This is a genomic window from Sphingopyxis lindanitolerans, assembly GCF_002993885.1.
GTDB classification, from domain to species: domain Bacteria; phylum Pseudomonadota; class Alphaproteobacteria; order Sphingomonadales; family Sphingomonadaceae; genus Sphingopyxis; species Sphingopyxis lindanitolerans.
On the sequence record NZ_CM009578.1, the window covers coordinates 2,749,800 to 2,776,543 of the forward strand.

22 protein-coding genes are annotated in these 26,744 nt (G+C 66.4%); 11 read left to right on the forward strand and 11 right to left on the reverse strand.

Going from position 1 to position 26,744, the window contains the following annotated elements; translation table 11 throughout:
• Nucleotides 1-39: 39 nt before the first annotated feature.
• Both CVO77_RS13240 and CVO77_RS13245 read left to right on the forward strand, forming a co-directional pair.
• Nucleotides 40-1,344, forward strand: coding sequence for an MFS transporter (locus CVO77_RS13240; RefSeq protein ID WP_105999437.1), 1,305 nt, complete (start codon nt 40-42; stop codon nt 1,342-1,344).
• Nucleotides 1,345-1,574: 230 nt separating this feature from the next.
• On the forward strand, nt 1,575-4,037 hold the full coding sequence (locus tag CVO77_RS13245) for a TonB-dependent receptor (RefSeq protein ID WP_105999438.1): 2,463 nt from the start codon (nt 1,575-1,577) through the stop codon (nt 4,035-4,037).
• A gap of 17 nt (nt 4,038-4,054) precedes the next feature.
• Here CVO77_RS13245 and CVO77_RS13250 read toward each other — a convergent pair whose 3' ends face one another.
• From CVO77_RS13250 to CVO77_RS13275, 6 genes are all read right to left on the reverse strand, one after another.
• A complete protein-coding gene (locus CVO77_RS13250) occupies nt 4,055-4,456 on the reverse strand; it encodes a hypothetical protein (RefSeq protein WP_105999439.1) in 402 nt (133 codons plus the stop codon).
• Between the two features lie 297 nt (nt 4,457-4,753).
• A complete protein-coding gene (locus tag CVO77_RS13255; RefSeq protein WP_105999440.1) occupies nt 4,754-5,365 on the reverse strand; it encodes a TetR/AcrR family transcriptional regulator in 612 nt (203 codons plus the stop codon).
• A 352-nt stretch (nt 5,366-5,717) separates the two neighbouring features.
• Nucleotides 5,718-7,169, reverse strand: a complete 1,452-nt coding sequence (locus tag CVO77_RS13260) for a S41 family peptidase (protein WP_105999441.1) — start codon at nt 7,167-7,169, stop codon at nt 5,718-5,720.
• 306 nt (nt 7,170-7,475) lie between these two features.
• Nucleotides 7,476-8,186 (reverse strand): RlmE family RNA methyltransferase, encoded by a 711-nt coding sequence (locus CVO77_RS13265; RefSeq protein ID WP_105999442.1) that lies wholly within the window; start codon nt 8,184-8,186, stop codon nt 7,476-7,478.
• Nucleotides 8,183-9,274: a Ppx/GppA phosphatase family protein gene (locus tag CVO77_RS13270; protein WP_105999443.1), complete on the reverse strand. Its 1,092-nt coding sequence runs from the start codon at nt 9,272-9,274 to the stop codon at nt 8,183-8,185. Before CVO77_RS13270 ends, CVO77_RS13265 begins: the two co-directional genes overlap by 4 nt.
• 201 nt (nt 9,275-9,475) lie before the next feature.
• Complete coding sequence (locus CVO77_RS13275; RefSeq protein WP_105999444.1) at nt 9,476-9,889, reverse strand: glycine zipper 2TM domain-containing protein; 414 nt, start codon at nt 9,887-9,889, stop codon at nt 9,476-9,478.
• Nucleotides 9,890-10,037: 148 nt separating this feature from the next.
• On the opposite strand from CVO77_RS13275, the gene CVO77_RS13280 reads away from it, so the two are divergent.
• On the forward strand, nt 10,038-11,024 hold the full coding sequence (locus CVO77_RS13280; protein ID WP_105999445.1) for an esterase-like activity of phytase family protein: 987 nt from the start codon (nt 10,038-10,040) through the stop codon (nt 11,022-11,024).
• Between the two features lie 37 nt (nt 11,025-11,061).
• On the opposite strand, the gene rpmB is transcribed toward CVO77_RS13280, so the two are convergent.
• The gene (gene rpmB / locus CVO77_RS13285; protein ID WP_105999446.1) at nt 11,062-11,355 is read right to left on the reverse strand and encodes a 50S ribosomal protein L28; all 294 of its coding nucleotides are present in this window, start codon (nt 11,353-11,355) and stop codon (nt 11,062-11,064) included.
• A 140-nt stretch (nt 11,356-11,495) separates the two neighbouring features.
• Between rpmB and tadA the strand changes: the two genes are divergently transcribed.
• The 5 genes from tadA (at nt 11,496) to CVO77_RS13315 (ending at nt 16,347) form a co-directional block, all read left to right on the forward strand.
• Entirely contained in the window at nt 11,496-11,951 is a 456-nt protein-coding gene (tadA, locus tag CVO77_RS13290; protein WP_105999447.1) for a tRNA adenosine(34) deaminase TadA, read from the forward strand.
• Between the two features lie 90 nt (nt 11,952-12,041).
• Nucleotides 12,042-12,767 (forward strand): 4-hydroxy-tetrahydrodipicolinate reductase, encoded by a 726-nt coding sequence (gene dapB, locus CVO77_RS13295; protein ID WP_105999448.1) that lies wholly within the window; start codon nt 12,042-12,044, stop codon nt 12,765-12,767.
• 28 nt (nt 12,768-12,795) lie between these two features.
• Complete coding sequence (locus tag CVO77_RS13300; protein ID WP_105999449.1) at nt 12,796-13,974, forward strand: M48 family metallopeptidase; 1,179 nt, start codon at nt 12,796-12,798, stop codon at nt 13,972-13,974.
• Nucleotides 13,971-14,627, forward strand: a complete 657-nt coding sequence (gene nth, locus CVO77_RS13305) for an endonuclease III (RefSeq protein WP_105999450.1) — start codon at nt 13,971-13,973, stop codon at nt 14,625-14,627. Before CVO77_RS13300 ends, nth begins: the two co-directional genes overlap by 4 nt.
• A gap of 346 nt (nt 14,628-14,973) precedes the next feature.
• Nucleotides 14,974-16,347 carry a M20/M25/M40 family metallo-hydrolase gene (locus tag CVO77_RS13315; RefSeq protein ID WP_105999452.1) on the forward strand — a complete coding sequence of 458 codons (1,374 nt, stop codon included), beginning with the start codon at nt 14,974-14,976 and terminating at the stop codon, nt 16,345-16,347.
• A 126-nt stretch (nt 16,348-16,473) separates the two neighbouring features.
• Here CVO77_RS13315 and CVO77_RS13320 read toward each other — a convergent pair whose 3' ends face one another.
• On the reverse strand, nt 16,474-17,067 hold the full coding sequence (locus CVO77_RS13320) for a TetR/AcrR family transcriptional regulator (RefSeq protein ID WP_242445940.1): 594 nt from the start codon (nt 17,065-17,067) through the stop codon (nt 16,474-16,476).
• 33 nt (nt 17,068-17,100) lie between these two features.
• Here CVO77_RS13320 and CVO77_RS13325 point away from each other — a divergent pair, with 33 nt between their 5' ends.
• The 3 genes from CVO77_RS13325 to CVO77_RS13335 all read left to right on the forward strand — a co-directional run bounded on the left by CVO77_RS13325 (nt 17,101) and on the right by CVO77_RS13335 (nt 21,225).
• Nucleotides 17,101-18,279, forward strand: a complete 1,179-nt coding sequence (locus tag CVO77_RS13325) for an aromatic ring-hydroxylating oxygenase subunit alpha (protein WP_106000822.1) — start codon at nt 17,101-17,103, stop codon at nt 18,277-18,279.
• 112 nt (nt 18,280-18,391) lie between these two features.
• Nucleotides 18,392-19,609, forward strand: a complete 1,218-nt coding sequence (locus CVO77_RS13330; protein WP_105999454.1) for an FAD-dependent oxidoreductase — start codon at nt 18,392-18,394, stop codon at nt 19,607-19,609.
• Nucleotides 19,606-21,225, forward strand: coding sequence for a phytoene desaturase family protein (locus CVO77_RS13335; RefSeq protein WP_105999455.1), 1,620 nt, complete (start codon nt 19,606-19,608; stop codon nt 21,223-21,225). Before CVO77_RS13330 ends, CVO77_RS13335 begins: the two co-directional genes overlap by 4 nt.
• On the opposite strand, the gene CVO77_RS13340 is transcribed toward CVO77_RS13335, so the two are convergent.
• The 3 genes from CVO77_RS13340 to CVO77_RS13350 all read right to left on the reverse strand — a co-directional run bounded on the left by CVO77_RS13340 (nt 21,187) and on the right by CVO77_RS13350 (nt 26,742).
• Nucleotides 21,187-22,443, reverse strand: a complete 1,257-nt coding sequence (locus CVO77_RS13340) for an amino acid permease (RefSeq protein ID WP_106000823.1) — start codon at nt 22,441-22,443, stop codon at nt 21,187-21,189. The two genes, CVO77_RS13335 and CVO77_RS13340, sit on opposite strands and share 39 nt — an antisense overlap.
• Before the next feature lie 58 nt (nt 22,444-22,501).
• On the reverse strand, nt 22,502-25,000 hold the full coding sequence (locus CVO77_RS13345) for a TonB-dependent receptor (protein ID WP_105999456.1): 2,499 nt from the start codon (nt 24,998-25,000) through the stop codon (nt 22,502-22,504).
• Nucleotides 25,001-25,146: 146 nt separating this feature from the next.
• Nucleotides 25,147-26,742, reverse strand: coding sequence for a tetratricopeptide repeat-containing sulfotransferase family protein (locus CVO77_RS13350; protein WP_105999457.1), 1,596 nt, complete (start codon nt 26,740-26,742; stop codon nt 25,147-25,149).
• Nucleotides 26,743-26,744: the final 2 nt, after the last annotated feature.

Genomic DNA, 26,744 nt, shown 5'->3' on the forward strand with positions numbered 1-26,744 from the left:
CATGGGAAAACCCAGGCGCCGGAACATTGGAGAGAGACTATGGCGACCATCGTTCAAGCCCGCGCCGGTGCCGTCCCCCTCGGGGGTCCCTCGCGCGCTTTCGCCTATAGCTGGATCGTGTTCGCGCTGGCTTTTGGCTTGCTGATTTCCGACTATATGGCGCGGCAGGTGCTCAACGCCGTTTTCCCTTTGTTGAAGGCGCAGTGGAGCCTGAGCGACGGTCAGCTCGGGCTGTTGTCGGGCATTGTCGCGATCATGGTCGGGCTGCTCACCTTCCCGGTCTCGATGCTCGCCGACCGCTGGGGACGGGTGAAGAGCCTGACGGTGATGGCGGTGCTGTGGAGCGTGGCGACCCTGCTCTGCGCCGTCGCCCAGAGCTATGAACAGATGCTCGGCGCGCGCCTGCTCGTCGGGGTCGGCGAGGCGGCTTATGGCAGCGTCGGCATCGCGCTGGTCATCAGCGTCTTTCCCCGGAACATGCGCGCGACGCTGTCGGCGGCCTTCATGGCCGGCGGATTGGCGGGGCAGGTGCTGGGCGTGGCGCTGGGCGGGCAGATCGCCGCCAGCCACGGCTGGCGGGCGGCGTTCCTGGTCATCGGGCTCGCCGGGCTGTTGCTGGCGCTGGTCTTTCCGCTGGTGGTGCGCGAAAAGCGGATCGCCGCGCTCGACGACAGCAACAGGGCGGTCGCCGACGATTTGCCGAGCCCGCCGCGTCCGCCGCTGGGCAGCCTGTTCGCCAGCCGCACCATCATCCTCGCCTATATCGGCAGCGGCCTCCAGCTATTCTGCGCGGGATCGCTGGCGGCCTGGTTGCCGACGTTCTTCGGGCGCTATTATGGAATGCCGGTGGACCGGGCCGGACATACGGCGGCCGTCCTGTTCCTGATCTGCGGCGCCGGCATGATCCTGTGCGGCATGACGAGCGACCGGCTCGCGCGCCATCGCCCCGACCGCAAGATCGTGCTCGCGATCGCCTGTTGCCTCAGTTCGGCGACGGCGCTGTTCGTCGCCATGCAATGCCCGCCGGGCGCCGTGCAACTCGCGATACTCGCCATCGCCATGTTCCTTCTCCAGGGATCGGCAGGACCGGTCGGCGCCATGGTCGCCAACCTGACCCCGCTGGCGATCCACGGCACCGCCTTCGCGACGCTGACGCTCGCCAACAACCTGCTCGGCTTCGCGCCGGGGCCCATTTCCACCGGCTGGCTCGCCGACCGCGTCGGGTTGCTCGGCGCCTTCAGCCTGGTCCCGCTGGTCGGTATCCTGGCCGCGCTGGTCTTTACCCTGGCGCGGAGAACCTATCTGGCCGACCTCGCGAAAATGGCCGACGGCTCGCCCGCCTGATCGTCCAGCTCCGGCGCCCGGGCTGAAGCGCGGCGTCATATTTCGGAATCGGGATTGGCTGCGAAGCCCGGCTTTCGCTGCGCCACCGCGCGCGCGTGCGCCGCCCATATGGCGGCGGTCATGCCATGATCGACGTGACACCAATTATCAAAAATGTGGCACCGATTATGGATTCTGTGCGCCTCGATTCCATTAGTCTTTCGACAAATTACAGATGGGGAGGAATTATTATGTATATCGAACAATTCCGTCATTACGCCGGCGGGTCCGCGATCGCCCTCGCGATCTGCGCCGCGACACCGGCGTTCGCGCAGGACGCCGCCGCCGCCCCCGATGCACCGGCCGCGGCGGATGGCGCCGCCGAAGCGCCCGCCTCCGATTCGGGCGATATCGTCGTCACCGCGCAAAAGCGCGAGGAGAGCGTTCAGAAAGTGGCGATTTCGATCGCGGCCTTTTCGGGCGATACGCTCGAAACCGCCAATGTCGTCAACGTCCAGGATCTCGGCCGCGTCGCCACCAATTTCCAGGCGGCGCGCTCCTCGTCGATCGCGGCGGTCCACGTCAACATCCGCGGCGTCGGCGCCGCGGGCAATTCGCTGATCGAGCCCAGCGTCGCGGTGTTCCAGGACGATATCTATATCCCGCGCGCCGGCTCGGTGCTCGGCAATTTCCTCGACGTTTCGGCGGTCGAGGTGCTGCGCGGCCCGCAGGGCACCCTGTTCGGCCGCAACGCCAGCGTCGGCGCGCTGTCGCTGCATTCGGCGCTGCCGACCGGCGATTTCTCGGGCGAGGTCGGCGGCGAATATGGCACCGCGGCGCGCAAGAAATTATGGGGCCACCTCAACCTGCCGGTCAGCGGCAATCTGTCGCTGCGCTTTGCCGGCGTGGGGCAGTGGTTCGACGGCTATTGGTTCAACAAGCTCGACGGCCGCACCTTCGGCGGCAGCGACGATTATGCCTTTCGCGGCACCGCCAAATATGAATCGGGCCCGCTCGAATGGATCGTGCGCGCCGATTATTCGCGGATGAAGGGCGACGGCCAGAACAACAACGACCTCGACCCGCGCAGCGTCTCACCCGCGGCGCTCGCCTCGCTGGCTGCCGCGGGCCTGCTTCCCGATACGGTGTTCGGCGATCGCACCGCCAACACCTTCATCACCGCCGACTTCGACGACAAGAATTGGGGCGTCAACAGCAGCCTGTCGTACGAGCTGGCCGGCGGATCGACGCTGCGCCTGGTCAACAGCTACCGCGAATGGCGCAGCCGCCAGCTCGACGGCGATATTTTGTTCACCCCGCGCCCGGTCGTCTCGCGGGTCGGCGCCTATACTTCGGACAGCCAGAGCCACGAGCTGCAATTCATCTCGCCCCAGGGCGAATGGCTCGGCGGGCTGCTCGACGTCGTCGGCGGTCTTTATTATTTCAAGGAAGATTTCACCCTTGGCGAGGCGTTCAACATGAGCGCGCAATATTGCACGACGCTGGTTTCCGCCGCGGCGGCGCCTCCGGTCTCGCGCGCCGACTGCGAAACCTATCGCGCGGCGACCGGCGGTGTCGCCGCCGCGGACCTGCGGGTGACGCAGACGGTCAAGAGCCTCGCGGCCTATGGCCAGGCGACCTTCCACCTCGCCGACCCCTTGTCGCTCACGCTCGGCGGCCGCTGGACCCAGGACAAGAAGAGCGGCACGTTCGACGAAGCCTCGAGCCCGTTCACCCGCGTGCTGCGCGCGCCAGAGGTGCTGACCTTCCCCGATATCAAGGAAAGCCGCTTCACCTATCGGATCAGCCTGAACTATCAACCGGCCGACGATGTCATGCTGTTCGCCAATTACTCGACGGGCTATAAATCGGGCGGCTACAGCTCCAGCGGCGGCCCGGCTTCGCTGTCGGTCGTCGATGCGAACGGCGATCTCGTCTCCACCAAGCGCCTGTTCGATCAGGAAACGGTGAAGAACTACGAGCTCGGGATCAAGGCGCGCTGGCTCGACCGGGTGCTGACGACCAACCTGACTTTCTATCGCATGGATATCTCGGGCTATCAGGACAAGGGCTATGATGGCGTCGGCTTCATCATCCGCAATGCCGGCAATCTGCGCCAGCAGGGCTTCGAATTCGACACCAGCATTGCCCCGACGCACTGGTTCAAACTCTATGGTTCGCTGGCCTATCTCGACTCGCAATTCACCAACTTCCCTTTCGGGGCCGGTCTGCCGGGCTGCGCGAAAAATGGCGCGGGCGTCATTCCCGCGGTGTGTCTGGGGCTTCCCGACCGGGGCCAGACGCAGGATCTGAAGGGCACGCCGGCGACCTTCTCGCCGAAATGGTCGGGCAATTTCGGCGTCGATATCTCGGGCGATATCGGTTCGGGCGGGCTGAACTGGGCGTTCAACACCAATTTGGCGCTGATTTCGGACCAGAGCATCGGCACCACCACCGACAATAATCCGCAATTGGTCCAGGACGGCTATGTCCTGCTCGGCGCCCGCTTCACCGTGAACGGCCCCGACGACCGCTGGTCGGCCTCGATCTTCGGGAGCAATCTTACCGGAACCAGCTACAGCTACGCTGCCGTCTACCAGCCGCTTGGCGGCCCGCTCGGGCTCAACAACGGCGTCTTCCCAGGCAGCACCGCGGTCCGCCGGGCCGAAGGCGATCCCCGGACCTACGGCGTATCGGCGACGGTCCGGTTCTGATCGCCGTCCCCGCGCTCTTATCGAAAGAGGCGGGCGACGTGGACTTCGGCGACCCGCTTGCCCAGCAGTTCATAATGATCGGCCGAATAGCCGGCAGCAAAGAAGGCCTTCAGCTCGGCCTTCGGCACCGAATAGCTGTGGTGCCAGGTCAGCACCGCCATCCGGCGCAGCGCCTCGAGCCGCGGGTCGGCAAGGCGGCGTCCCACCGCGCCGCCGAAGATCCGGCCGAGCCATGTCGCGACGCGGCCGGGCTCGCGCAGGCTCGCAGGCCGGTCGTGACGGGCAAGCATCACGACCGACCATTCGAGCGCCGAAAAGCCGGCGGGACTATCGGCTTTCGGCGCTGCGGGGGAGAGGGTTCGGGGTGCGGCCGGCGCGATAGCGGCGGCGGCTCCGTCGGTCAGGGCAAGATAGGCCATGGTCGGTCCTCCGTGGATTTTTGCCGGGCGCAAGGGGGCACAGGCCCCGGACGCTTGCGCCCGGCGAGGGGAGATCGTGTGCGGAAGACCGCTCCGTCGCTCAGCGAACGGCGGCGCGAAATTCAGCGCAACATGTCTGGGCTGGCCTGGGGGGCAGGCCGGTATCGATGGGCGAGAAACGCGGGCTTTTCGACTTCGCTTCCGGCGGCTCCGTCGCCCCGACCATCTATACCATGTGGTATATAAATCTGCCGTTCATCTTGTCAAGGCGTTTCATACCGATCGTTACATTAAATTTTACCGGCTCGGCCAGAGCGCCAGCCCGGTGTCGACCAATCGCTCGAGTTCGTCGCGCGTCGCGCCCGCGCCGGCCTGGACCGAAATGCCCTGGAGCAGCGCATAGAGCAGGCTGGTCAGCCCCTGCGCATCGACATGCGCGGGCAGGTCGCCCTCGGCCTTCGCGCGCTCGAAGCGGTCGACCAGCGCGCGCTGCGACGAGGCGCGGCGGCCGATGATGTCGGCGCGGATCGACTCGGCTTCGGGGCTGCAGGCGAGCGAACTCAATATTCCCATGCACCCCTTGGGGTCGGTGGTGCCGGCGTGGGTCATCAGCGCGCCGTGGAGATAATATTCGGCGACCTGGCGCGCGGTCGGCTGGTCGAGCGCGGCGCGCGTATATTCGAGCTTCTCGGTCTCATAGAGGTCGAGCGCCTTGTGAAACAGGGCTTCCTTGTTGCCGAAGGCGGCATAGAGGCTGGGCTTGGTGATCCCCATCGCCTCGGTCAGGTCGGTCATCGACGCGCCGTCATACCCCTTCGTCCAGAAGATGCGGAGGGCCTCGGTCAACGCCTTGTCGACACAGAATTCGCGGGGGCGTCCCTTGACCGGAGTGGCGGTGTCGATTTCCATAACGGACGGTATATAATATGTCGTGCCGGAATGTCTAGGGGCGTGACGGGGTCGGTCCCGTCTTGCCGGGAATGGCAGTTTTCGAGCGAGAGCCGCCAAAAGCGATCCTCCCCCACGGGGGGAGGGGGACCACCCGAAGGGCGGTGGAAGGGCACGGGAGGTTTGCGCCGCGCTCGGCCGAAAGAGCCGCGCATTTCCAACGCTGGGTCGCGCATATGATGCCGACGGCAAGGCAAGCCGACTGTGCCCCTCCACCATGCTTCGCATGGTCCCCCTCCCCGTGCCGGGGAGGATCGGAAAGACAACGCCCCCACCCCAAACCGACAGGCCGCCGCCCGCCATCGCGATCGCGTCAGAACAGCCCCGGCAGTTCGCGCTGCGCCGCGCGCGGGGTTTCGGGCACCAGCATCTCGGGCTCGGCGACGACGCGGAGGCTGCGGCTCTGCGCGGCGGCGCCGGCCGAAGCGTCGGCGATGCGCGTCGTGCAGCTTCCCCCCGCGAGGAAATCGATCGCCGTGCGCACCGACGCCTCGCGCGGGTCGCCGAGCGGGAGCGACAGGTCGTCGCCCGCGGCGCAACTGTTCGAAATCTTCGACGCCAGGCCGTTGAAATAATCGCCTGAGCTTGCCGCATTGCCGGTGGCGAAGGCAATCACGCGCATCCGTTCGTCGCACTCGCTCTTGTCGAGCGCGATCTGCCCGACGGGCTTGCCATAGGTGTTGCTCCCGACCAGCGTCATGTTGGTGCCAAGATAGGGCAGCATCCCGTTGATCACCAGTTCGCTTGCCGAGGCGGTCGACCCGGTGCCGATGAAGGCGATGCGCGTCGGCGCGATCGCCTCGGGCTGAGTCGTGAAGGTGTGGCGCGTATTGTTCGCCGATTTCGACGACCGGAAATTGGTCTGCGAGAACAGGTCGCTCGCCGCCCGGTTGCGGCCGAGAAGATCGCCGAACAATTCGGCGGTCGAGACGAGCCCGCCGCCATTATAGCGCAGGTCGATGATGACGTCGGTCACCCCCTGGTTGCGGAAATTCAGGAAGGCGGCGCGAAGCTGCGGGTCGGCCGAACTGATGAAACTGCGCAGGTTCACATAGCCGTAAGCGTGCCCGCCGTCGCTGATCACTTTCGCGCCATAGCGGTCGGAGATCGGGTCGAGGTCGTAATCGGCCTTGGTGACGCTGACGTCGCGCGTGCCGCCGCCGGGATCGACGATGCGCAGCACGCGGGTCACGCCGGGGTCGCTCGGCCCCAGCGCGTTGGTGATGCCCTGCGTGCCTTCGCTGGCGACGATGGTGGAAATGGCGCGGATGTTCGACGCATTGGTGCCGATGCCGACGATCTGGGTGCCGCGGTCGATCCCCGCCGCGAGCGCCGGCGCATTTTCATACGCCTCGGCGATGATCACGCGCTGGATCGTCGGGTCATAGGCCAGCCGGACGCCAAAGCCCGCGCTCGACCCGCTGGTGAAGAAGGCCTCTTCCTCGGCGATCGAGGTGACATAGGTGAAATAGCGATCCTTGTTCAGCGCCCGCGCCGGCGCGACGAGCGCGTCGATATAGGTCTGGACGTCGGCGAAGCTCGCCGGATTGACCCCGCTCGCGACGTCGCTCGGGAACAGATACCATTCGTCGATCACCGCCTTGGCGAAGGTCTGGCGCGCCGACAGGCCGCAGCTTGCGGTGGGGGCCGGCGTGGGTGTCGGGGTGACGGTGACCGGCCCGCCGCCGCCGCTACTCGATCCGCCGCCGCCGCACGAAGCGAGCAGAAACGACAGGACGGCCAGCGATGCAATCCCCCTACGCATGTGATTTCCCCCGATAATCGACAGGCCCCGATCATAGCCGCGCCGGCCGGAATTGGAAATGCGGAAGCGGCCGAGAACGATCCTCCCCCACCGGGGGAGGGGGACCACCCGAAGGGTGGTGGAGGGGCACAGGAGGTTTGCGCCGCGCTTGGTCGAATTTCCAGCGCTGGGTCGCGCACATGATGTCAACGGCCGGGCAAGCCGACTGTGCCCCTCCACCATGCTGCGCATGGTCCCCCTCCCCGTGCCGGGGAGGATCGGACAGGTTCGCCCCCGGCCCAAATACCGTCCCCCACCGCCCGCTCTTCAGCCTGCGTCGTCCGCTCCCCCGCTCCGTCCCTTGAACCCTTGCGCGATCACATAAAGTTCGGGCGACCCCTTGCGGCTCGCGGGCGGCTTGGCGTGTTTCACGGTGGTGAAATTGCGCTTGAGGATGGTCAGCAGTTCGCGGTCGGCGCCGCCGGCGAAGACCTTCGCGACGAAGGCGCCGCCGGGTTGCAGCGTCTGCACCGCGAAATCGGCCGCGGTCTCGGCCAGCCCGATGGTGCGCAGATGGTCGGTCTGCGGATGGCCGACGGTGTTCGCCGCCATGTCCGAAAGGACGAGGTCGGGGGCGCTGCCGAGCGCCTCGATCAGCGCGTCGGGGGCGGCGTCGTCCATGAAATCCATCTCGAGGATCGCGACCCCTTCGATCGGCTCGCAGGCGAGCAGGTCGATTCCCGCGACGCGCGCGCGGGGATTGGTCTTGCGCACGACCTGCGACCAGCCGCCCGGCGTGATCCCCAGATCGACGACCGCGCGCGCCTTCTTGAGCAGACCGAATTTCTCGTCGATCTCGATCAGCTTATAGGCGGCGCGCGAGCGATAGCCCTCGGCCTGCGCCTGGCGGACATAGGGGTCGTTGAGCTGGCGCTGGAGCCAGCGCGTCGACGAGGCGGTGCGCTTGCGCGCGGTCTTGACCCGCACGTGCAGGCCGCCGCGCCCCCCGCCGCTCTTGCCGTCCTTGCCGCCGCTCATTTGCGATGCTCGCGCCGGGTAACCGGGATGTCGCGGCCCTGCATCGCCAGCGTGCGCAATATGCCCTCGCGGATGCCGCGGTCGGCGACGCCGACGCGCGCGGCGGGCCACAGGTCGATGATGCTCTCCAGGATCGCGCAGCCCGCGACCACCAGGTCGGCGCGTTCGCGCCCGATGCAGGCGATCTCGGCGCGGGCGTCGAGGCTCGCTTCGGCGAGGCGGCGGCTGATGTCGCGCATCGCGGCGGCGGGAACCGCGATTCCATCGACCGCGCGCCGATCATAGCGCGGCAGGTCGAGAAAGACGCTGGCGAGCGTCGTCACCGTGCCGCTGGTGCCGAGCAGGCGCAGCGGCTGGTCGGCGAAGCGTTCGGCGCGGTCGGCAAAGGCGGCGAAGGCGCTGCGGGTCACTTCGCGCATCCGGGCATAGCTTGCCTGCCGCGCGGCCAGGCTGTCCTCGTCCGGCGCGGCATGTTCGGTCAGCGACACGACCCCCCATGGCACGCTGATCCAATCGTGGATCTTCACATCATGGTCGGACACGTCGACATGCATCAACTCGGTCGATCCGCCGCCGATGTCAAAGATCAGCGCCGGGCCCTCGCCCGGCTCCATCAGCGTGTGGCAGCCGAGTGCGGCGAGTCGCGCCTCTTCGGCGGACGAGATGATGTCGAGGACGATGCCCGTCTCATGGCGGACGCGCGCCGCGAGTTCGCCACCGTTCGCCGCGCGGCGGCACGCCTCGGTCGCGACCGCGCGCGACAGGGCGACGTGGCGGCGGCGCAGCTTGTCGGCGCAGATGGCGAGCGCGGCGACGGTGCGGTCCATCGCCGCGTCGCTGATCCGTCCGGTGGCATGCAGCCCTTCGCCCAGCCGGACGATTCGCGAAAAAGCGTCGATCACGACCAGCTCGCCCTCGTGCGGACGCGCGATCAGCAACCGGCAATTGTTGGTGCCAAGGTCGATGGCGGCATAGCTGCGGGGCCGGACGACCGGCACGGGTCGGGGCGGCGTCTCCCCATTTTGTCTTCGGTTCGCGGGCGGTCCGGGCCGCGGCGATCGCCCTGAAGGCATTGCCATTTGCCGCATGGCTATGTTGACCTGTCTCTAACTCACGCGGCCGCCAATCTGCGGACGTGCACTTGCCCGCGAACCTAGGCCTCGGCGGCGGTGATGGCAACCCCGCCCACCGACGGCAAAGCCCCGCCCGGCGCAGGCCGGACGGGGCGAAAGGGGGAGAGTCTTTTATTGGGGGTCGGGTCTGCCTTTAACGGCAGCCGTCATTCCCCTTTAACGGCGACAGCCGTCATTGCCCTTGTCGATGGCGCGGCCGGCGATGGCGCCGACGGCGCCGCCGATGATCGTGCCGACGGTGCGGTCGCCGCGACCGGCGATCTCGTGACCGGCCAGGCCGCCTGCGATCGCGCCGATGATCGTCCCGCCGGTGCCATTGTCGCACTGGCGATAGTTGCGACTGTTGCGATAGTCGCGGCGGTCGTAATTGCGATAATCGCGGCGGTCGTTGCTGCGATAGCTGCGATTGTCGCGACGGTCATAGCGGCGGTTGTCGCGATTGTAGCGTGCGTCATAGCTCGAATAGCCGTCGCGGTCGTAATAGCCGTTCTGCGCCGCGGCGGGCGTCGCAAGGCCCAGCGTCGCGGTGGACATCAGGGCGGCGATCGAGAGGGTCACCATCTTTTTCATCGTCGTTCTCCTTCTTTCGTCGTCAGACCCTTTGGGGCTGTGGATCGATGATGCCCTTCTGCCCGATTCGCTTTGAGTGAAGCCTGAACATCGCTGTCGGCTGCGGTTCATCTTGTCGGCTCGGGCCGCACGCCCTATCGCCGCGCCGATGCGCCGCCTCCTTTCCGCCGCCCTGATCTTCGTCGCGCTCGGCCCGGTGCCCGGAACGCAGCAGCGCTTGCCGTCGATCGATCTCACCTCGCAACAGGTCGCCGCGCGTCCGCTCCGCTACCCGGTGGGGGAGGCGGGCATGCTGCGTTTCGTGCGCGGCTGGCACCTCGTCAGCCCGAACGACGCCTTCGGCGGATTTTCGGCGCTTGCGGTCATCGGCCCCGATCGCTTCCAGCTCGTCGGCGACAATGGTTATGGCGCGCGGTTGACGCTCGGTCCGGGCGGCGCGGTCAGCGATGCGCGCATCGCGATGCTGCCGGTCGCCGACGGTCCGTCACAGCGCAAGTCGCGGCGCGACGTCGAATCGATGGCGTTCGACCCCGCGAGCGGCAAAAGCTGGGTGGCGCTCGAGGGCCTCAACCAGGTCTGGCGGCTCGACCCGGCCTTGCGGCGCATCGAATCGCGCGCGCGCCTGCCGCGGCCGCCCTGGCCGGCCAATCGCGGGCCCGAGGCGATGGTCCGCCTCGCGGGCGGGCGCACGGTCCTCTTCTCCGAAGACGCCGACGATGATCCGCGCGGCCGCGAGGCGCTGCTCTTTACCGGCGATCCTGCCGAGCCCGGCACGAAGGCGATCCGCTTCTTCTATGATTCGCAAGGCAAGGGGCTGGTCAGCGACGCCGCGCCGCTGCCCGACGGGCGCATCCTGCTCGTCCACCGCCGGCTCGGGCTCGATCCGATCTTCACGACGATCCTCGGCATCGTCGATCCCGCCGACATCCGGCCGGGCGCCACCCTGACGTCGCGGACGATCGGCCGCGTTCCCGCGCTGCTCGCCGACAATTATGAAGGCGCGGCGGTCGAGCGGCGCGGCGGGCGCACTTTCCTGTGGCTCGTCTCGGACGATAATTTCAACAATTGGCAGCGCAGCCTGCTCGTCGAGTTCGAGCTTGTCGGCCTGCCGGACAGCAAAAAGGCCGCGCGGTAATCCGGCGGCCTGATTGCATCGGCGATAGGAAGGAGCGTTAAGCGGCCTTTTCGGCCAGCTTCTTCGCGACTTCCTTCTTCACCTTGCGCGCCGAAGCCGACAGCTGGTCGTCGCCGGCCTTGAGCAGCCAATTGTCGAGGCCGCCATTATGCTCGACCGTGCGCAGGCCGTGGGTCGACACGCGCAGCTTGACGCCCTTGCCGAGCGCGTCCGACAGCAACGTCACATTCTGCAGATTGGGCAGGAAGGTGCGCTTGGTCTTGTTGTTGGCGTGGCTGACATTGTGGCCAACCTGACGACCCTTGCCGGTCAGTTCGCAAATGCGCGACATGATCTTCTTCCTCGTACAAAAATTTCGGTTCGGCGTCCGGGCGCTTCCCGCAAAACGGGGAAGGACGAGACCGGAGTGAGCCGGGAAAGGCGCGCGCTTATCGGCTTGCCGGAGATTCGTCAAGCGATTAGGCCGCTCCTATGGCTCAATTCCCGCTCCCCGAACCGATGCGCCGTGCGCTCGACCTCGCCCGCATTGCGGCCGAATGGGGCGAAGTGCCCGTCGGCGCGGTGATCGTCAAGGATGGGCAGATCATCGCCGAAGGACATAATCGTCCGCGCGAATCGCACGACCCGACCGCGCACGCCGAAATCGTCGCGATTCGCGCCGCCGCGGCAAAGATCGGCAATGAGCGCCTCGATGGCTGCGATCTTTATGTGACGCTCGAACCCTGCGCGATGTGCGCCGGCGCGATCGCCCATGCGCGAATCGCGCGGCTCTATTATGGCGCCGACGATCCAAAGGGCGGCGCGGTCGCCCACGGCCCGCATCTCTTCGCGCAGCCGACGGTCCACCACCGCCCCGAAATCTACGACGGAATCGGCGCGGGCGAGGCGGCGGTGCTGCTCCGGGATTTCTTCGCCGCGCGGCGCTGAACGCCGTCGCCCCCGCGAAGCGAACCAGGCGCATCTCGACTTCGCGCGACCCGAAGGGCTAAGGGAAGGGCTGGATAGGGGACATGAATCATGACTAGCATCGGCATTATCGGTAGCGAAGGGCGGATGGGCGTCGCGCTCGCCGCCGCGATCTCCGAGGCGGGGCAGCGCAGTTGCGGCGTCGACAAGGGCGGCAATGTCGCCAAGCTCGCCGCGGCCGCCGACGTGCTCGTCGATTTCTCCTCCCCCGCCGCGCTCGAGGCGACGCTCGATGCCTGCGTCGCGGCCAGGACCGCGATCGTCGTCGGCACCACCGGGCTCGAGGATCGCCACCATTATCTGATCGACGATGCCGCAAAGGATATTGCGGTGCTCCAGACCGGCAACACCTCGCTCGGCGTCACCCTGCTCGCGCATCTGGTGCGCGAGGCGGCCTCGCGGCTCGATGCCGACTGGGATATCGAGATCGTCGAGATGCACCACCGCAACAAGGTCGACGCGCCAAGCGGCACCGCGCTCCTGCTGGGACAGGCGGCCGCCGAAGGCCGGAGGATCGATCTCGCGAAATGCTCCGAACGCGGCCGCGACGGCGTCACCGGAGCGCGCGGCCATGGCAAGATCGGCTTCGCCAGCCTGCGCGGCGGCACCGTCGCGGGCGATCATGACGTGATCTTCGCGGGGCCGGAGGAGATGATCACCCTCGGTCACCGCGCCGAAAACCGCATGATCTTCGCGCGCGGCGCGGTCAAGGCGGCGTTGTGGCTGGTCCGGCAGAAGCCGGGGCGCTACACGATGCCGCAGGTGCTCGGGCTCTAAAGCCGGGCGAAGATTGGGGGAGGGACATATGACATTCGATCCGGCGGCCGCGACACGGACCATGATCGACAGCCTCGGGCCGGCGGCGCTCGCCAAGGCCGAGGCTTATACGACCGGCAACGAATGGCTGCTCCTGTGGGGGCTCGTCGTCTCGGCGCTCGTCACTCTGCTCTTCGTTCGCCTTCGCATCCTCGACCGGCTCGACGCGCGGCTCGCGAAGCGCGGCTGGGCGCTGCGCACCTGGCTGCTTTGCGCCGCTTTCTTCCTGCTCGCCGCGATCGTCAGCCTGCCGTGGGACATCTACACCGGCTGGGGCCGCGAAACCGCCTATGGCCGCACCAGCCAGCCGCTCGGCGACTGGCTCGGCCAGCTCGCGATTTCGACGACGATCACCGCGCTGCTCGGCGGACTCTTCTTCCTCGGCGTCTATGCGCTGATCCGCCGCACCGGGAAACGCTGGTGGATCTGGTCGGGCGGGCTCGCGGCCTTCGCGATCTCGGCCTTTCTGCTCGTCTCGCCGATCGTCATCGAGCCCTTGTTCAACGATTATAAACCCGTTCCCGCCGGGCCGGTGCGCGATGCGCTCGTCGAAATGGCGGCAAAGGCCGACATCCCCGCCGACCGCATCTTCCTGTACGACGGGTCGCGCCAGTCGAATAATTTCACCGCCAATGTTTCGGGGATCGGCCATTCGGCGCGGATCGCGATCTCCGACGTCGCGATGGGCAAGGCGTCGCTCGACGAAGTGCGCGCGGTGACGGGGCACGAGATCGGCCATTATGTGCTCGGCCATATCTGGCGCATGGTCTTCGTCTTCGCGGGGCTCGCGATCCTGCTGTTCTTCGCCGCCGACCGGCTGTTCCCGCGCCTCGCGCGCTGGTTCGGCAGCGACGCGGCGATCGGTGACCCGCGCGGCTTTCCGGTCCTCCTCTTCTTCCTCTCGCTCTTCGGCCTCGTCACCCTGCCGCTCACCAACACGCTGATCCGCATCGACGAGAGCGAGGCCGATCTCTATTCGCTCAAGACCGAGAACCGGCCCGACGCGCTCGCGACCGCGCTGGTCAAGACCGCCGAATATCGCAGCCCGCGGCCGGGCGCGGTCGAGGAAATCATCTTCTACGACCATCCCTCGGTCGAACGCCGCGTGCGCGTGGCGATGGACTGGAAGGCGGCGCATCCGCCGACGAAGGCGCCCGCGGCCCCATGAAGAAAGCCGATATCTTCGAATTCTACCGCCGCCTCGCCGAACTGAATCCAAGCCCCGAGACCGAGCTGCAATTCGGCAACACCTACCAGTTGCTCGTCGCGGTCGTGCTGTCGGCGCAGGCGACCGACGTCGGGGTGAACAAGGCGACGCGGCTGCTGTTTCAGGCGGTCGAGACCCCGCAGCACATGGTCGACCTCGGCGAGGACGGGCTGAAACAGCATATCAAGACGATCGGCCTGTTCAACGCCAAGGCCAAGAATGTCATCGCGCTCTCCGAAATCCTCGTGCGTGATTTCGGCGGTGAGGTGCCCGCCGACCGCGACACGCTCGTCGAGCTTCCGGGGGTCGGACGCAAGACCGCCAATGTCGTGATGAACTGCGCCTTCGGGGCGGAAACCTTTGCGGTCGACACGCATATCTTTCGCGTCGGCAACCGCACCGGCCTCGCGCCGGGCAAGACGGTGCTTAGCGTCGAAAAAAGGCTCGACAAGGAAACGCCGCAGCCCTTCCGCGTCGGCGCGCACCACTGGCTGATCCTCCACGGCCGCTACATCTGCAAGGCGCGCACCCCCGAATGCTGGCGCTGCCCGGTCGCCGACCTCTGCCGCTACAAGCCCAAGACCCCGGCGCCGAAAGCGAAGAAGGCGGCGTGATCGTCGCCCGGTGAAGGGCGCCGGCCAGGGGGTAGGGAGCGGCTATTGAAATATGGCGCAGATTTCCCTTCCCGCCTGCGGGAGGGGCAGCGAGACTTACGAACTTTGTTCGTTAGTCGCAGCGGGGTGGGCCATTGCGACGTTGCTGCCCACCCCCAACCCCTCCCGCCTGCGGGAGGGGAGAAGAGCGGTCGGCTTCCGCTCGAAAACCGCCCTCGCCAATCCAACATCAAAAATGCACGCAGAGAACCCAGAGCAGCACGGCCTATGGCCTTTGGCCCGCTGTGCAAAATCATTCTCCAAACCGCCCTTGCGCTCCGCGATCCGCGCGCCATAGTCCGCAGCCATGCGAAACCTCACCGCCCCGCTCGCTCTCGCCGCCGCCATGCTGGCCGCCGCGCCCGTCCACGCCAAGCCCGCCGACACCGCGACGGCGAAGAAGATATTGATCGACAGCGTCGCGATCCCGACGGTCGAGGGGCGCGGCAAGGTGCCCGAACTGGCGGCCTATTATGCGGGGGTGCTCAAGGCGGCGGGCTATGGCGACGCCGATATCGAAATCACCCCGATCGGCGAAACCGCGACCTTTGCCGCGACCTTGCAGGGCACGACCAAGGCCAAGCCGATCCTGCTGCTCGGCCATATGGATGTCGTCGCGGCCGATCCCAAGGACTGGACCCGCGATCCCTTCGTGCCGGTCGAGGAAAATGGCTATATTTTCGGCCGCGGGTCGGAGGATAACAAGTTCGACGTCGCGATGATGGTCGCGACGATGGCCCAGCTCAAGAAAGACGGCTTCAAGCCGAAGCGCTCGATCATCCTTCTGCTTTCGGGCGACGAGGAAACGTCGATGACGACGACGCGCGCGCTCGCGGCGAAATATAAGGGCGCCGAATTCGCCTTGAACGGCGACGGCGGCGGCGGGCTGATCGGCGAGGATGGCAAGGCGAAATATTACGGGTTGCAGGCGGGCGAAAAAACCTATGCCGACTATGTCCTCGAAGTCACCAACCCCGGCGGCCACAGCTCGCGCCCGACGGGCACCAACGCGATCGTCCAGCTCGCGAACGCGCTGGCCAAGGTCGGCGCCTATCGCTTCGCGCCGCAGCAGAACGAACTGACCAGGGTCGGGATGCCGATCGTCGCTGAACAGGTCGGCGGCGACATCGGCGCGGCGCTCAAGGCTTTCGCCGCCGATCCATCGGATGCCAAGGCGATCGCGACGATCCGCGCCGACCCCGAATATGTCGGGCAGATCGGCACCACCTGCGTGCCGACTCTGGTCAAGGGCGGCCACGCCGAAAACGCCCTGCCGCAGCGCGCGACCGCGAACATCAACTGCCGCATCTTCCCCGGCGTCAGCATCGAGGCGGTGCGCGCCGAGCTGGAAAAACTGATCGCCGACCCGGCGGTCAAGGTGAACCCCGATCCCGACGCGACCGCCAGCGACGCCTCGCCGCTGCGTCCCGATGTGGTGGCGGCCGTCACCAAGGCGGTGCATGCGCGCTTCCCCGGCCTGCCGATCATCCCGTCGATGAGCGCGGGGGCGACCGACAGCCTGCATTTCCGCGCTGTCGGCGTGCCGAGCTATGGCGTCGCGGGCCTGTTCAGCAAGGCCAGCGACAGCTTCGCCCACGGCCTCAACGAACGCTCGCCGGTCGCCGCGATCCCCGGCGCGCTCGAACAATGGGACAGCGTGCTGCGCGACCTGTCGAAATAAGGACGTAGCAATAGCAGCTGTGCCCCTGCGAAGGCAGGGACCCATCACCATAGGTTTCGGCGCAAACAATCGTTTGTGGAGAACGAAACGACGGGAGATGGGGCCCTGCCTTCGCAGGGGCACAGCTTAGGAAAGCAGCGCCGCCACCGCGCGCTCGACCATCTCGACCGCCGCCTCGGCGCCGAAACTTGTCGAATCGAGCGACAGTTCGAGCCACAGCCCATCGACCAGCGCGGTCAGCAGGACCGCGAGCCGCCCGGCATCGGCGGCGCCGCACGCGGCCAGCAACTCGCCCAGCCGCGCGCGATAGCTCGCGTAGCTTGCCGCGTGAATCTCCGCCATCCGCGCGTCGCTGCGCGCCAGCGCCCAAAAGGCGGTCCAGGCGCCGAGCAGTTCGGGATCGGTCACCGGCGACCGAAAGCTCGCGGTCAGATAGGCGTGGAGCCGGGCGCGCGGATCGTCGCCCGCTCCCGCGACCGCGGCCGCGAAAATCGTGTCCATCCTGTCGCTCGTCGCCGCGTAAGTGGCCGCGACCAGATCGCCGATTCCCGCGAAATAATGGCGCAGCAGCCCCGGCGATACCCCCGCCTTCGCGCAGATGGCGCGAACATTCGTTCCCGCCAATCCATGTTCGGCCAGGCATGCCGCGGTCGCGTCGATCAGGTCGGCGCGGCGGGCATCGGCGCTTTCGCGCGTAAAGGCTTGGCGAACGGCGGTCATATTGTTATACATATGTATAGCAAGGATCGACTCATGGCAACGCTGCGCGACACTTTCGACACCATCGACCATCCACCCGCACAGTCTCTGGACGGCTGGTCGCTCCCCGCCTGGACCTACAGCGATCCCGACTTCCACGCGGCCGAAATGGAGCGCGTCTTCCGCCCGAGCTGGCAGATCGTTTGCCACGACAGCGACATTGCGACCGCGGGCGACTGGCACAGCATCGACACCTGCGGCGAAAGCGTCCTCGTCGTGCGCGGCGCCGACCGCATCGTCCGCGCCTTCACCAACGTCTGCCGCCACCGCGGCTCGCGCCTCGTCGACGGCGCGGCGGGCTGCGCGAAAAAGCTTGTCTGCCCCTATCACGCCTGGACCTACGAACTCGACGGCCGCCTGACCGGCGTCCCCGATTCGGCGAGCTACCCGACGCTCGACAAGGACAAGGCGGGGCTCGTCCCCGTCGACCTCGAACAATGGCGCGGCTTCTGGTTCGTCCGGCTCGACGACGACGGCGGCCCGTCGGTCGCGGCGATGATGGCACCCTATGAAGCGCAGATCGCCCCCTATCGCCTCGAGGAGCTTGGCGCGCTCGGCCGCGTGACGCTGCGCCCGCGGACGGTGAACTGGAAGAATGTCGGCGACAATTATTCGGACGGCCTCCACATCCCGGTCGCGCACCCCGGCCTCACCCGTCTGTTCGGCAAAAGCTATGGGGTCGAGGCGAAGGACAATGTCGATCGCATGTGGGGCGATTTGATCGACCGGCCGTCGGCGAACTGGTCCGAACGTCTGTATCAGCGGCTGTTGCCGCCGGTGCCGCATCTTCCCGAGGACCGCCAGCGCCACTGGCTCTATTTCAAGCTGTGGCCCAATATCGCCTTCGACATCTATCCCGACCAGGTCGATTTCATGCAATGGCTGCCGACCGGGCCGACGAGCTGCCTGATCCGCGAGATTTCCTATGTGCTGCCCGATACGCGCCGCGAGATGACGGCCGCGCGCTATTTGAACTGGCGCATCAACCGCCAGGTCAATGTCGAGGACACGGCGCTGATCGCCCGCGTCCAGCAGGGGATGCAGTCGAAAAGCTTCACCATGGGGCCGCTCAGCGACAAGGAAGTGTGCCTCAAGCATTTCTGCTCGCGGATGCGCGCGATCATCCCGGAGGCGCGGCTGGAGCGGGCGCCGCCGCCGGGATGGAGCCGGTAAGTCCCCCTCCCGCTTGCGGGAGGGGTTAGGGGAGGGCCTGTTGACCCTTTGCAATGTTCGCAATATTCGGGACAGGCCCTCCCCCGGCCCCTCCCGCAAGCAGGAGGGGAGAATGAGCGATCCACCAGTCATCATCGTCGGCGGCGGCCCCGCGGGCATGGTCGCCGGGCTGCTCTTCGCGCGCGCCGGGGTGCCCGTCACCATCCTCGAAAAGCACGCCGATTTCCTGCGCGATTTTCGCGGCGACACCGTCCACCCCTCGACACTCGAACTGTTCCACGAGATCGGGCTGCTCGATGCGCTTCTGAAAGAACCGCACGCCAGGCTCGACACGATGACGCTCAACCTGCTCGGCGGCCGCTATACGATCGCGACGATGAAGCATCTGCCCGTCGCGGCGCCCTTCGTCGCGATGATGCCGCAATGGGATCTGCTCGATTTCATCGCCGGGCAGGGCCGGACATATCCGACCTTCGACCTTCGCATGTCGACCGAGGCGACCGGGCTGACCTTCGACGCCGCGAGCCGCGTCAGCGGGGTGACGCTGGCGAGCGGCGAAACATTGCCCGCGCGGCTCGTCATTGCCGCCGACGGGCGCCGCTCGGTGCTGCGCGGCGCCGCCGACCTGCCGCTCGACGATCTCGGCGCGCCGATGGACGTGCTGTGGTTCCGCATCCCCGTTCCCGCCGACAGGGCGACGTCGGAGGTTGCGCTCGGCACGATTGATCGGGAGGGGATGGTCGTCGCGATCCCGCGCGGCGACTATTGGCAATGCGCGCAGGTGATCGAAAAGGGTGGCTTCCCGGCGATCGAAGCGCGCGGGATCGCCGCCTTCCGCGACAATGTGGCGACGCTGGTTCCGGGGCTCGCCGCCGGCATCGACGCGATCCGGAGCTTTGACGACGTCAAATTGCTTTCGGTGGCACTCGACCGCCTGACGCGCTGGTCGCGGCCGGGCCTGCTCGCGATCGGCGACGCGGCGCACGCGATGTCGCCGATCGGCGGGGTCGGGATCAACCTCGCGGTCCAGGACGCGGTCGCCGCCGCGAACATCCTCGCCGCGCCGCTCGCCGCCGGCGCCAACCCCGACCCGCTGCTGGCCAAGGTGCAGGACCGCCGGTGGAAACCGACGACGCGGATGCAGGCGCTTCAGCGCTTCGCGCATCAGCGCGTCATCGAACCGATGCTGCGCGGCGAGATCACCCGCGTGCCGCTCGCCGTCCGCCTGCTCGACCGCATCCCGCTGCTCCGCCGCATTCCCGGCCGCATCCTCGGCCTCGGCTTCGGCCGCCAGCATGTCCAATCCCCGCTTGCGAAAGATTTTTCATGACCAAAGCCTATGACGCGCTGATCGTCGGCGCCGGCCACAACGGCCTCGTCTGCGCCTTCTATCTCGCGAAGGCGGGGCTGAAGGTGCGCATCCTTGAGGCGCGCGACGTCGTCGGCGGCGCCGCGGTGACCGAGGAATTCGCGCCGGGGTTCAGGAATTCGGTGGCGAGCTACACGGTCAGCCTGCTCCAGCCCAAGGTCATCGCCGACATGAAACTCGCCGATCACGGCTATCGCGTCATCGAGCGGCCGATCAGCAATTTCCTGCCGCAGGAAGATGGCGGTTACCTGAAACTCGGCGGCGGGCTCGAACGCACCCAGGCCGAATTCCGCAAATTCTCGGCGCGCGATGCCGAGGTGCTGCCCGCCTATTATGACGCGCTCGAAAATGTCGCCGAACTGCTCCGCGACCTCGCGCTGCGCGTGCCGCCGAATGTCGGCGAGGGCCTGCGCACGCTGATCGACGGCGCGCGGCAGGGGCGGCGCTTCGCTGGCCTCAGCCTCGAACAGCAGCGCGACGTGCTCGACCTGTTCACCAAATCGGCGCGCACGATGCTCGATAGCTGGTTCGAGAGCGAGGCGGTCAAAGCCGCCTTCGGCTTCGACGCCGTCGTCGGCAATTATGCCAGCCCCGACACGCCGGGCAGCGCCTATGTCCTCCTCCACCATGTCTTTGGCGAAGTGAATGGCAAGAAGGGCGCGTGGGGCCACAGCGTCGGCGGCATGGGCAAGATCACCGAGATCATGGCGAAGGTCTGCCGCGACCTTGGCGTCGAGATCAGCCTCGAAAGCCCGGTCGAAAAGGTGCTGGTCGATGGCGGCAAGGCCGTGGGCGTGAAACTCGTCGGTGGTGAAGAAATCGCCGCCGCGCGCGTGATCGCCAATGTCGGCCCGAAATTGCTCTACGAACGGATGATGGACGCCAGCGATCTGCCGGCGGACTTCGCACGCCGCATCAAGGGCTTCAAGGCGGGCAGCGGGACTTTCCGCATGAACGTCGCGCTGTCGGAACTCCCCAAATTCACCTGCCTCCCGCATAATGAAAAGGATGGGCCCGGCGAGCATCACCAGTCGGGGATCATCCTCGCGCCGACGCTCGACTATATGGACCGCGCGTTCCTCGATGCGAAGCAGCATGGCTGGTCGAAGGCGCCGATCGTCGAGATGCTGATCCCCTCGACCGTCGACGACAGCCTCGCTCCGCCGGGGAGCCATGTCGCCAGCCTCTTTTGCCAGCAATTCGCGCCCGAACTGCCGGGCGGCCGCGACTGGGACGATGAAGAAGGCGCCGCCGCCGACTGCATCATCGACACCGTCGAAAAGCATGCGCCGGGCTTCCGTGCCAGCATCATCGCGCAAACGCGCCTGTCGCCCAAGGGGCTTGAACGCAAGTTCGGCCTCGTCGGCGGCGATATCATGCACGGCAATATGAGCCTCGACCAGCTCTGGGCGGCGCGCCCCGTCCTCGGCAACGGCGGCTATCGCGGACCGGTCAAGGGCCTCTATATGTGCGGCGCGGGGACGCATCCCGGCGGCGGCGTTACCGGCGCGCCGGGGCATAATGCCGCGCAGGTGATCCTACGCGATCGGGGCCTTTTCGCGCCGCGCTGGCGCTGACATCCGCGTCCAGGCATAAAGCGGCAACCCCGCGACCATCAGGATCAGGCTCATCGCGCTGACCCCGATTCCTGCGCCCCACAGGGTCCAGACCGCATAGGCAAGCCCGATCATCGCGACCGCCATCGCGACGTGCAGCCGCAGCGCGGCGGCGGCGCAGGCGAGGTAGAGCCACAAGGTCACCGAGGTCGACAGCACCGCCATGAAGGTGAACATCTCGCTTGTCGACTTGCTGCTGTTGAGAAGGACGCAGGCGGTCGCGATCATGCTCGACAACAGCAAGGCGGCGGCGGGCGTCCCGTGGCGGTTCGTCCGGGCGAACCAGGCGGGCAGCAAACCCTGTTCGGCGAGCCGCGCCGGCTGTTCGGCCTGGATCAGCGTCCAGCCGTTGAGCGCGCCGAGCGCGCTGACCGCGGCAAAGGCGGCGATCCACACCGCGGGACCATGACCCCAATAGGTTTCGACGAACAGCGAGAAGGGCGCCTCCGATGTCGCGACCGCGGCGGCGGGCAGCATCAGCGCGATCGCCGAGCAGACGATCAGATAGAGGATGCCCGTCGCCAGTGTGCCGACGATCGTCGCGCGCGGGATGGTGACCGTCGGGTTCTTCACCTTGTCGGCGGCGACGCTCGCCGATTCAAAGCCGAGCAGCGCCCACAGGGTCAGGATCGCCGAACCGCTGACCGCGGTGAACGACAGGCCCTCGGTGGGGAAGGGGGTGATCGTCACCGGCTCGCCGCGCCCGAAGGCGATCGGGATCAGGATGACGACGGTCAGCAGCGGGATCAGCTTGATCAGCAGCGTGGCGACCTGGAAGCGCCCCGCCGCACGCGCGCCGCGCCAGTTGATCGCGGTGACCAGCCAGATCAGCGCGATGGTCGAGATCGCCATATGGTCGCGCAGCGCGGGCATGAAAAGGCTGAGGAAGGACACGCTCGCCACCGCCAGCGTGACGTTTGCGGTCCACACCGATACCCAATAGGCCCAGCCGATCATGAAGCTGGGGACGCGCCCAAAGGCCAGTTCGACAAAGCCCGTCGGTCCGCTCGCCGCCGGAAAGGCGACGGTCAGCCGCGCGATGACGAAGGCGAGCGCGAGCGCGCCCGCGATGGTGATCGCCCAGCCCGCGACGCCGCTCCAGCCAAAGGGCGCGAGGCTCGCCGGGAGCAGGAACACCCCCGACCCGATCATATTGCCCATGACGAGCGCGATGCCCATCGCAAGGCCGAGTTTCTGGCCCGGCCCTCCGGCGTCGGTGCGCGTCGCCGTCACCCGATCAGAACTTGGCGCCCAGCCGCGCTCCGATCGTCTGGGGCTGGTTCACCAATATCTGCACCCGCCCGTCGCATTGCCCGCAGTTGGAGAAGCGCGAGAGTTCGGCGCGCTCGTCAAAGGCATTTTGCAGGAACAGCTCGAAACTATAGTTGCTCCAGTCAAAGCCAAGCGCGAAATCGACCGTCGTCGATCCGCGTATCCGCCCCAGCGCGTCCGCCGTGGGGACGCGGATGTCGGGGGTGGCCGAACCGCGGTGCGCGATCACCGATTGAAAGTGCATCTCGCCCGGTCCGACCGGGAATTGATAGCGCAGCGTCGCATTGCCGTTGAATTTCGGCGTCACCGGCAACCGCGTGCCTTTTTCGGCAGCGATCGAATTGCCCGGATCGGTGCATTGATAGGTCGGATCGTCAATCTCGCACAGATTGTTGCGCGTCTTGGCGTCGGTATAGGAGGCTGCGGCGGCGATCGTCAGTCCCTCGACCGGCCGGATATTGATATCGGCTTCGATCCCCTTGATCCGGGCGTTCGGGCCATTGTGAATCTCGGTAAAGCTGTTCTCGCCCAGGAAGGAGAATTGGAAGCGCTTCCAGTCCTGCAGATAGATGGCGGCGTTCAGCCGGACCCTGCCGTCGGCCAGCGTGGTCTTCAGCCCCAATTCATAATTGGTGAGGAAATCGGCGGCATAGGGCGGAATCGTCCCGCGCCGGTTGATCCCGCCGGGACGGAAACCGCGCGACCAGGTCGCATAGGCAAGAATGTCCTCGCTCGGCTTCCACGTCAGGTTCAGGCGGTGGGTGAAGCCGCTGTCCTTGGTGCGCTTGGGCACCAGCTTGCCGCCCACGAAATCGGCGAGGTTGGTGCAGGGACCGCCCTCCACCGTTGCCGGCAACAACGTGCCGCCCGGATTGTCGCGCAATATCTCGCCGGTCGTGGTGTAACATCCCGCGACCCCGGTCCGCGAACTGCCCGCGGCATTATAGGGCGGGCCGTTCGGGTCGCGGCCAAAGCCGAAGAAGCCGATCAGGCTGTTGTCATATTTATAATAGCGGCCGCCGCCGGTCAGTGTGATCGTCGGCGTGATGTCGAAACTCGCTTCGCCGAACGCGGCATAGTCGCGATCGACGCGCTTTTGCTCGGTGAGCCACAGGGTGCCCGGATGGCCGTTGACCGACAGATTGTCGGCCAGGCCGGGGATCAGATAATCCTGATGAATATGGTTGCTCTGGCGCTGGTAGAACAGCCCGGCGACGACCCGAAAGCGTTCGTCCTGCGGCGACGCGATGCGCAGTTCCTGGCTCATCTTGCGGAAATGGTCGGTGCCGATGATATATTGCCGCGGGTCGATGGTGTTGCCGGCATTGTCCTGAATATAGAAATAATTGGCAAGGCCGCCCTGCGCTTCATAAAGCGTGTCATAAGCCTCGGCATAATCGGTATAATCGTTGATCTGATACGCCTTGCGGTCGAGATAGGCGCCCGCGTAAGTGATGTCGAAATTGCCGATCTTGCCTTCGATGGTCAGCGCCGCCTGGATGAATTTGTCGCTGCGCATGTCGGGGTAGAAGCGCTGGGTCTGCAAATCGCCGACCAGCGGATCCTGCGCGAAAGTGCCGTGGCTCTTCTGCTTCTGGAACAGCAGGGTCGGGGTGATCGTCCAATTATCGTCGAGATCGACCTTCAGCGCGGCGCGGCCGCCATAGATTTCGGCGTCGTTGAAATTCTTTTCGACGAAGGCGGCGTTGGTGACCGAGACGCCGTCCTTGATGCAGCCATCGATGTCGCCATTTCCGTCACGCGTGGGCGTGCCGCAAAAGGTCCGCGTTCCCGGCACATTGTCGATATAACCGGCGTCTTTCTGATACCAGCCGACAAAGCGCACCGCCGCCATCTCGCTGATCGGCGCGTTGAGCATGCCCTCCAGCCGGCCGCCCATGCCGCCATGCTTGATGCTGTTGATCTCGCCATCGACCCGGCCCTCGAAGCCCGACGGGTCGGGCTTGTTGGTGATGATGCGGATCGTGCCCGCCTGCGACGAGGCGCCATAAAGCGTGCCCTGCGGCCCCGCGAGCGATTCGATGCGCGCAATGTCATAGATATGGACGTCGAGCGTCCCGCCGATCGTCGTGACCGGCTGTTCGTCGAGATAGACGCCGACGCTGGGCAGCGAGCCCGAATGGTTGCCGTCGCCGCCGCTCGCGACGCCGCGCATATAGACGGTGGTGACGCCCGGCTGGCTCGACTGGAAGGAAACGCTGGGCAGGAGCTTGGAAAAGTCCTGGAAATTCGCAACGTTCAGTTGGTCGAGTTTCTTGGTTCCCAACGCCTGGATGCTGATCGGAACATCCTGAAGATTTTCCTCGCGCTTCTGCGCGGTGACGACGATCTCGTCGTCATAATCGGTCTTTGGGGCCTGCTGGGCCAACGCCGCTCCCGATGACAGGATCGTCGAGGACAGTGAAATCAGCAGCAGCGCACGGCGTGAATCATGGACCCGCATAAACAGCTCCTCTTGCCCTTTTTGTCGCCGTCTGTGCGGCGCGAGGGAGAGGTGTCGCATCTTTCGCGCGATCGTCAATCGGGCATGTGAAATCGGCCGGTCCCGACGACCGATTCGCGATCACTATGACAAAATTGCAACAGGGCTCAGCTAGGCGCCGGATAGTCGGCCAGCACCGGCCCCAGCGCCTCGACGAGCGGCCCGAGCCACGGCTCCATCGCGCGCCATTGGTCCACACCGTCGCGGTTGACCGGCCGCCGCACCTGCTCCGAACTCGCGGTCCGCACCGCGCGGTCATTGGCGTGGAAATCGAGGCAGGCGCGCTCGAACGGCAGGCCGAGCCACACCAGCATCGCGCGTACCTCGCTCTCCAGATCCGCGATCACCCGTTCGTGGAAGACGCGGTGGACATGGCCCGGCGTCACCCGGTCGAAATGCGCCATCAGATCGACATAGTCGGCATAATAATGCCCCATGTCGGAAAGGTCGTAGCTGAACGCCTGTCCGCGCGCGAAATGCTGTTTGAAATTGGAAAAACAGCAATCCATCGGGTGGCGGCGCGCGTCGATGATCTTCGCGCCCGGCAGGATCAGCTTGATGAAGCCGACATGCAGCCAGTTGTTCGGCAGCTTGTCGATAAAGAAGGGCTTGTCGCTTTTGCGCTGCACCTGCGTGTCGCGCAGATAATGTTCGCCAAGGTCGCGGGCCTGATCGGCCGACAGGCCGTCGACGCCGCCCATGCCGCGCGCCTTCGCATGGAGCTTGGGGATGTCGGGCAGTTCCATCGTGCCCTCGATCATCGAATGGCTCGACAGGATCTGCTCGATCAGTGTCGAGCCCGCGCGCGGCATGCCGATGATGAAGATCGGGTCTGGGGCGTCGGCGCCATGATCGCGGCGCGCACTGAAAAAGCCCGCCGTGTAGAGCGCTTTGGCATGATCGACCGCGGCGCGCGTCTGGTCCGCGTCATAGTCGAGCTGTGCGCGCCGCAATCGGTTGCCCTGGTCATAATGGGCAAAGGCGCGCTCGGCCTGCTGCCGCTGCTCGTGCGCCTTGCCGAGCGCAAAATGCAGGTGAAAGCGATCTTCGGCGGTGATGTCGCCGCGGTTCAGCGCCCCGTCCATCGCCGACAGATCGGTATCGTCAAAGCGCAGCGTCTTCAGATTGGCGAGGCTCCACCACACTTCGCCGAGCGCGGGGTTCAGCGCCAGCGCCTGGCGATAGGCGGCGACGGCGTCGGCCTGGCGCCCGACCGTCTTGAGCATATGACCATAGGACATCCATATCTTCGGCTGTTTGCCAAAGCCTTGCAGCACCTGCTCATAAAGGAGGAGCGCTTCGTCGAACTCGCCGACGCGGCCGAGCGCGGCGGCTTTCAGATTGGCGTTGCCCGGATTGCCCGGATCGGCCTGTTGCAGCGTGTCGAGCTCGACGATCGCTTCGGCCGATCGCCCCTGGCGATGCAGGATGGTGGCGAGGTTCGATCGCGCGGCGAGAAAGCTGGGCGCGAGTTCGAGCGCCCGGCGCAGCAGCGCCTCGGCATCGCGATAGCGTTCGATCCGCGCCGCCAGTTCGGCGAGCATGCGGATCGCCGCAACGTCGAACGGATCGCGCTTCAGATGCGCCTTCAGCACGGGCTCGGCGTCGTGAAGCCGTCCCTCGGCCAGTGCGAGCGCCGCCGCCATCAAGTCCGGGTTGCGGATTCCCCGATCGATCGACCGTTGCGCCGGGTCCGCCGCCATCC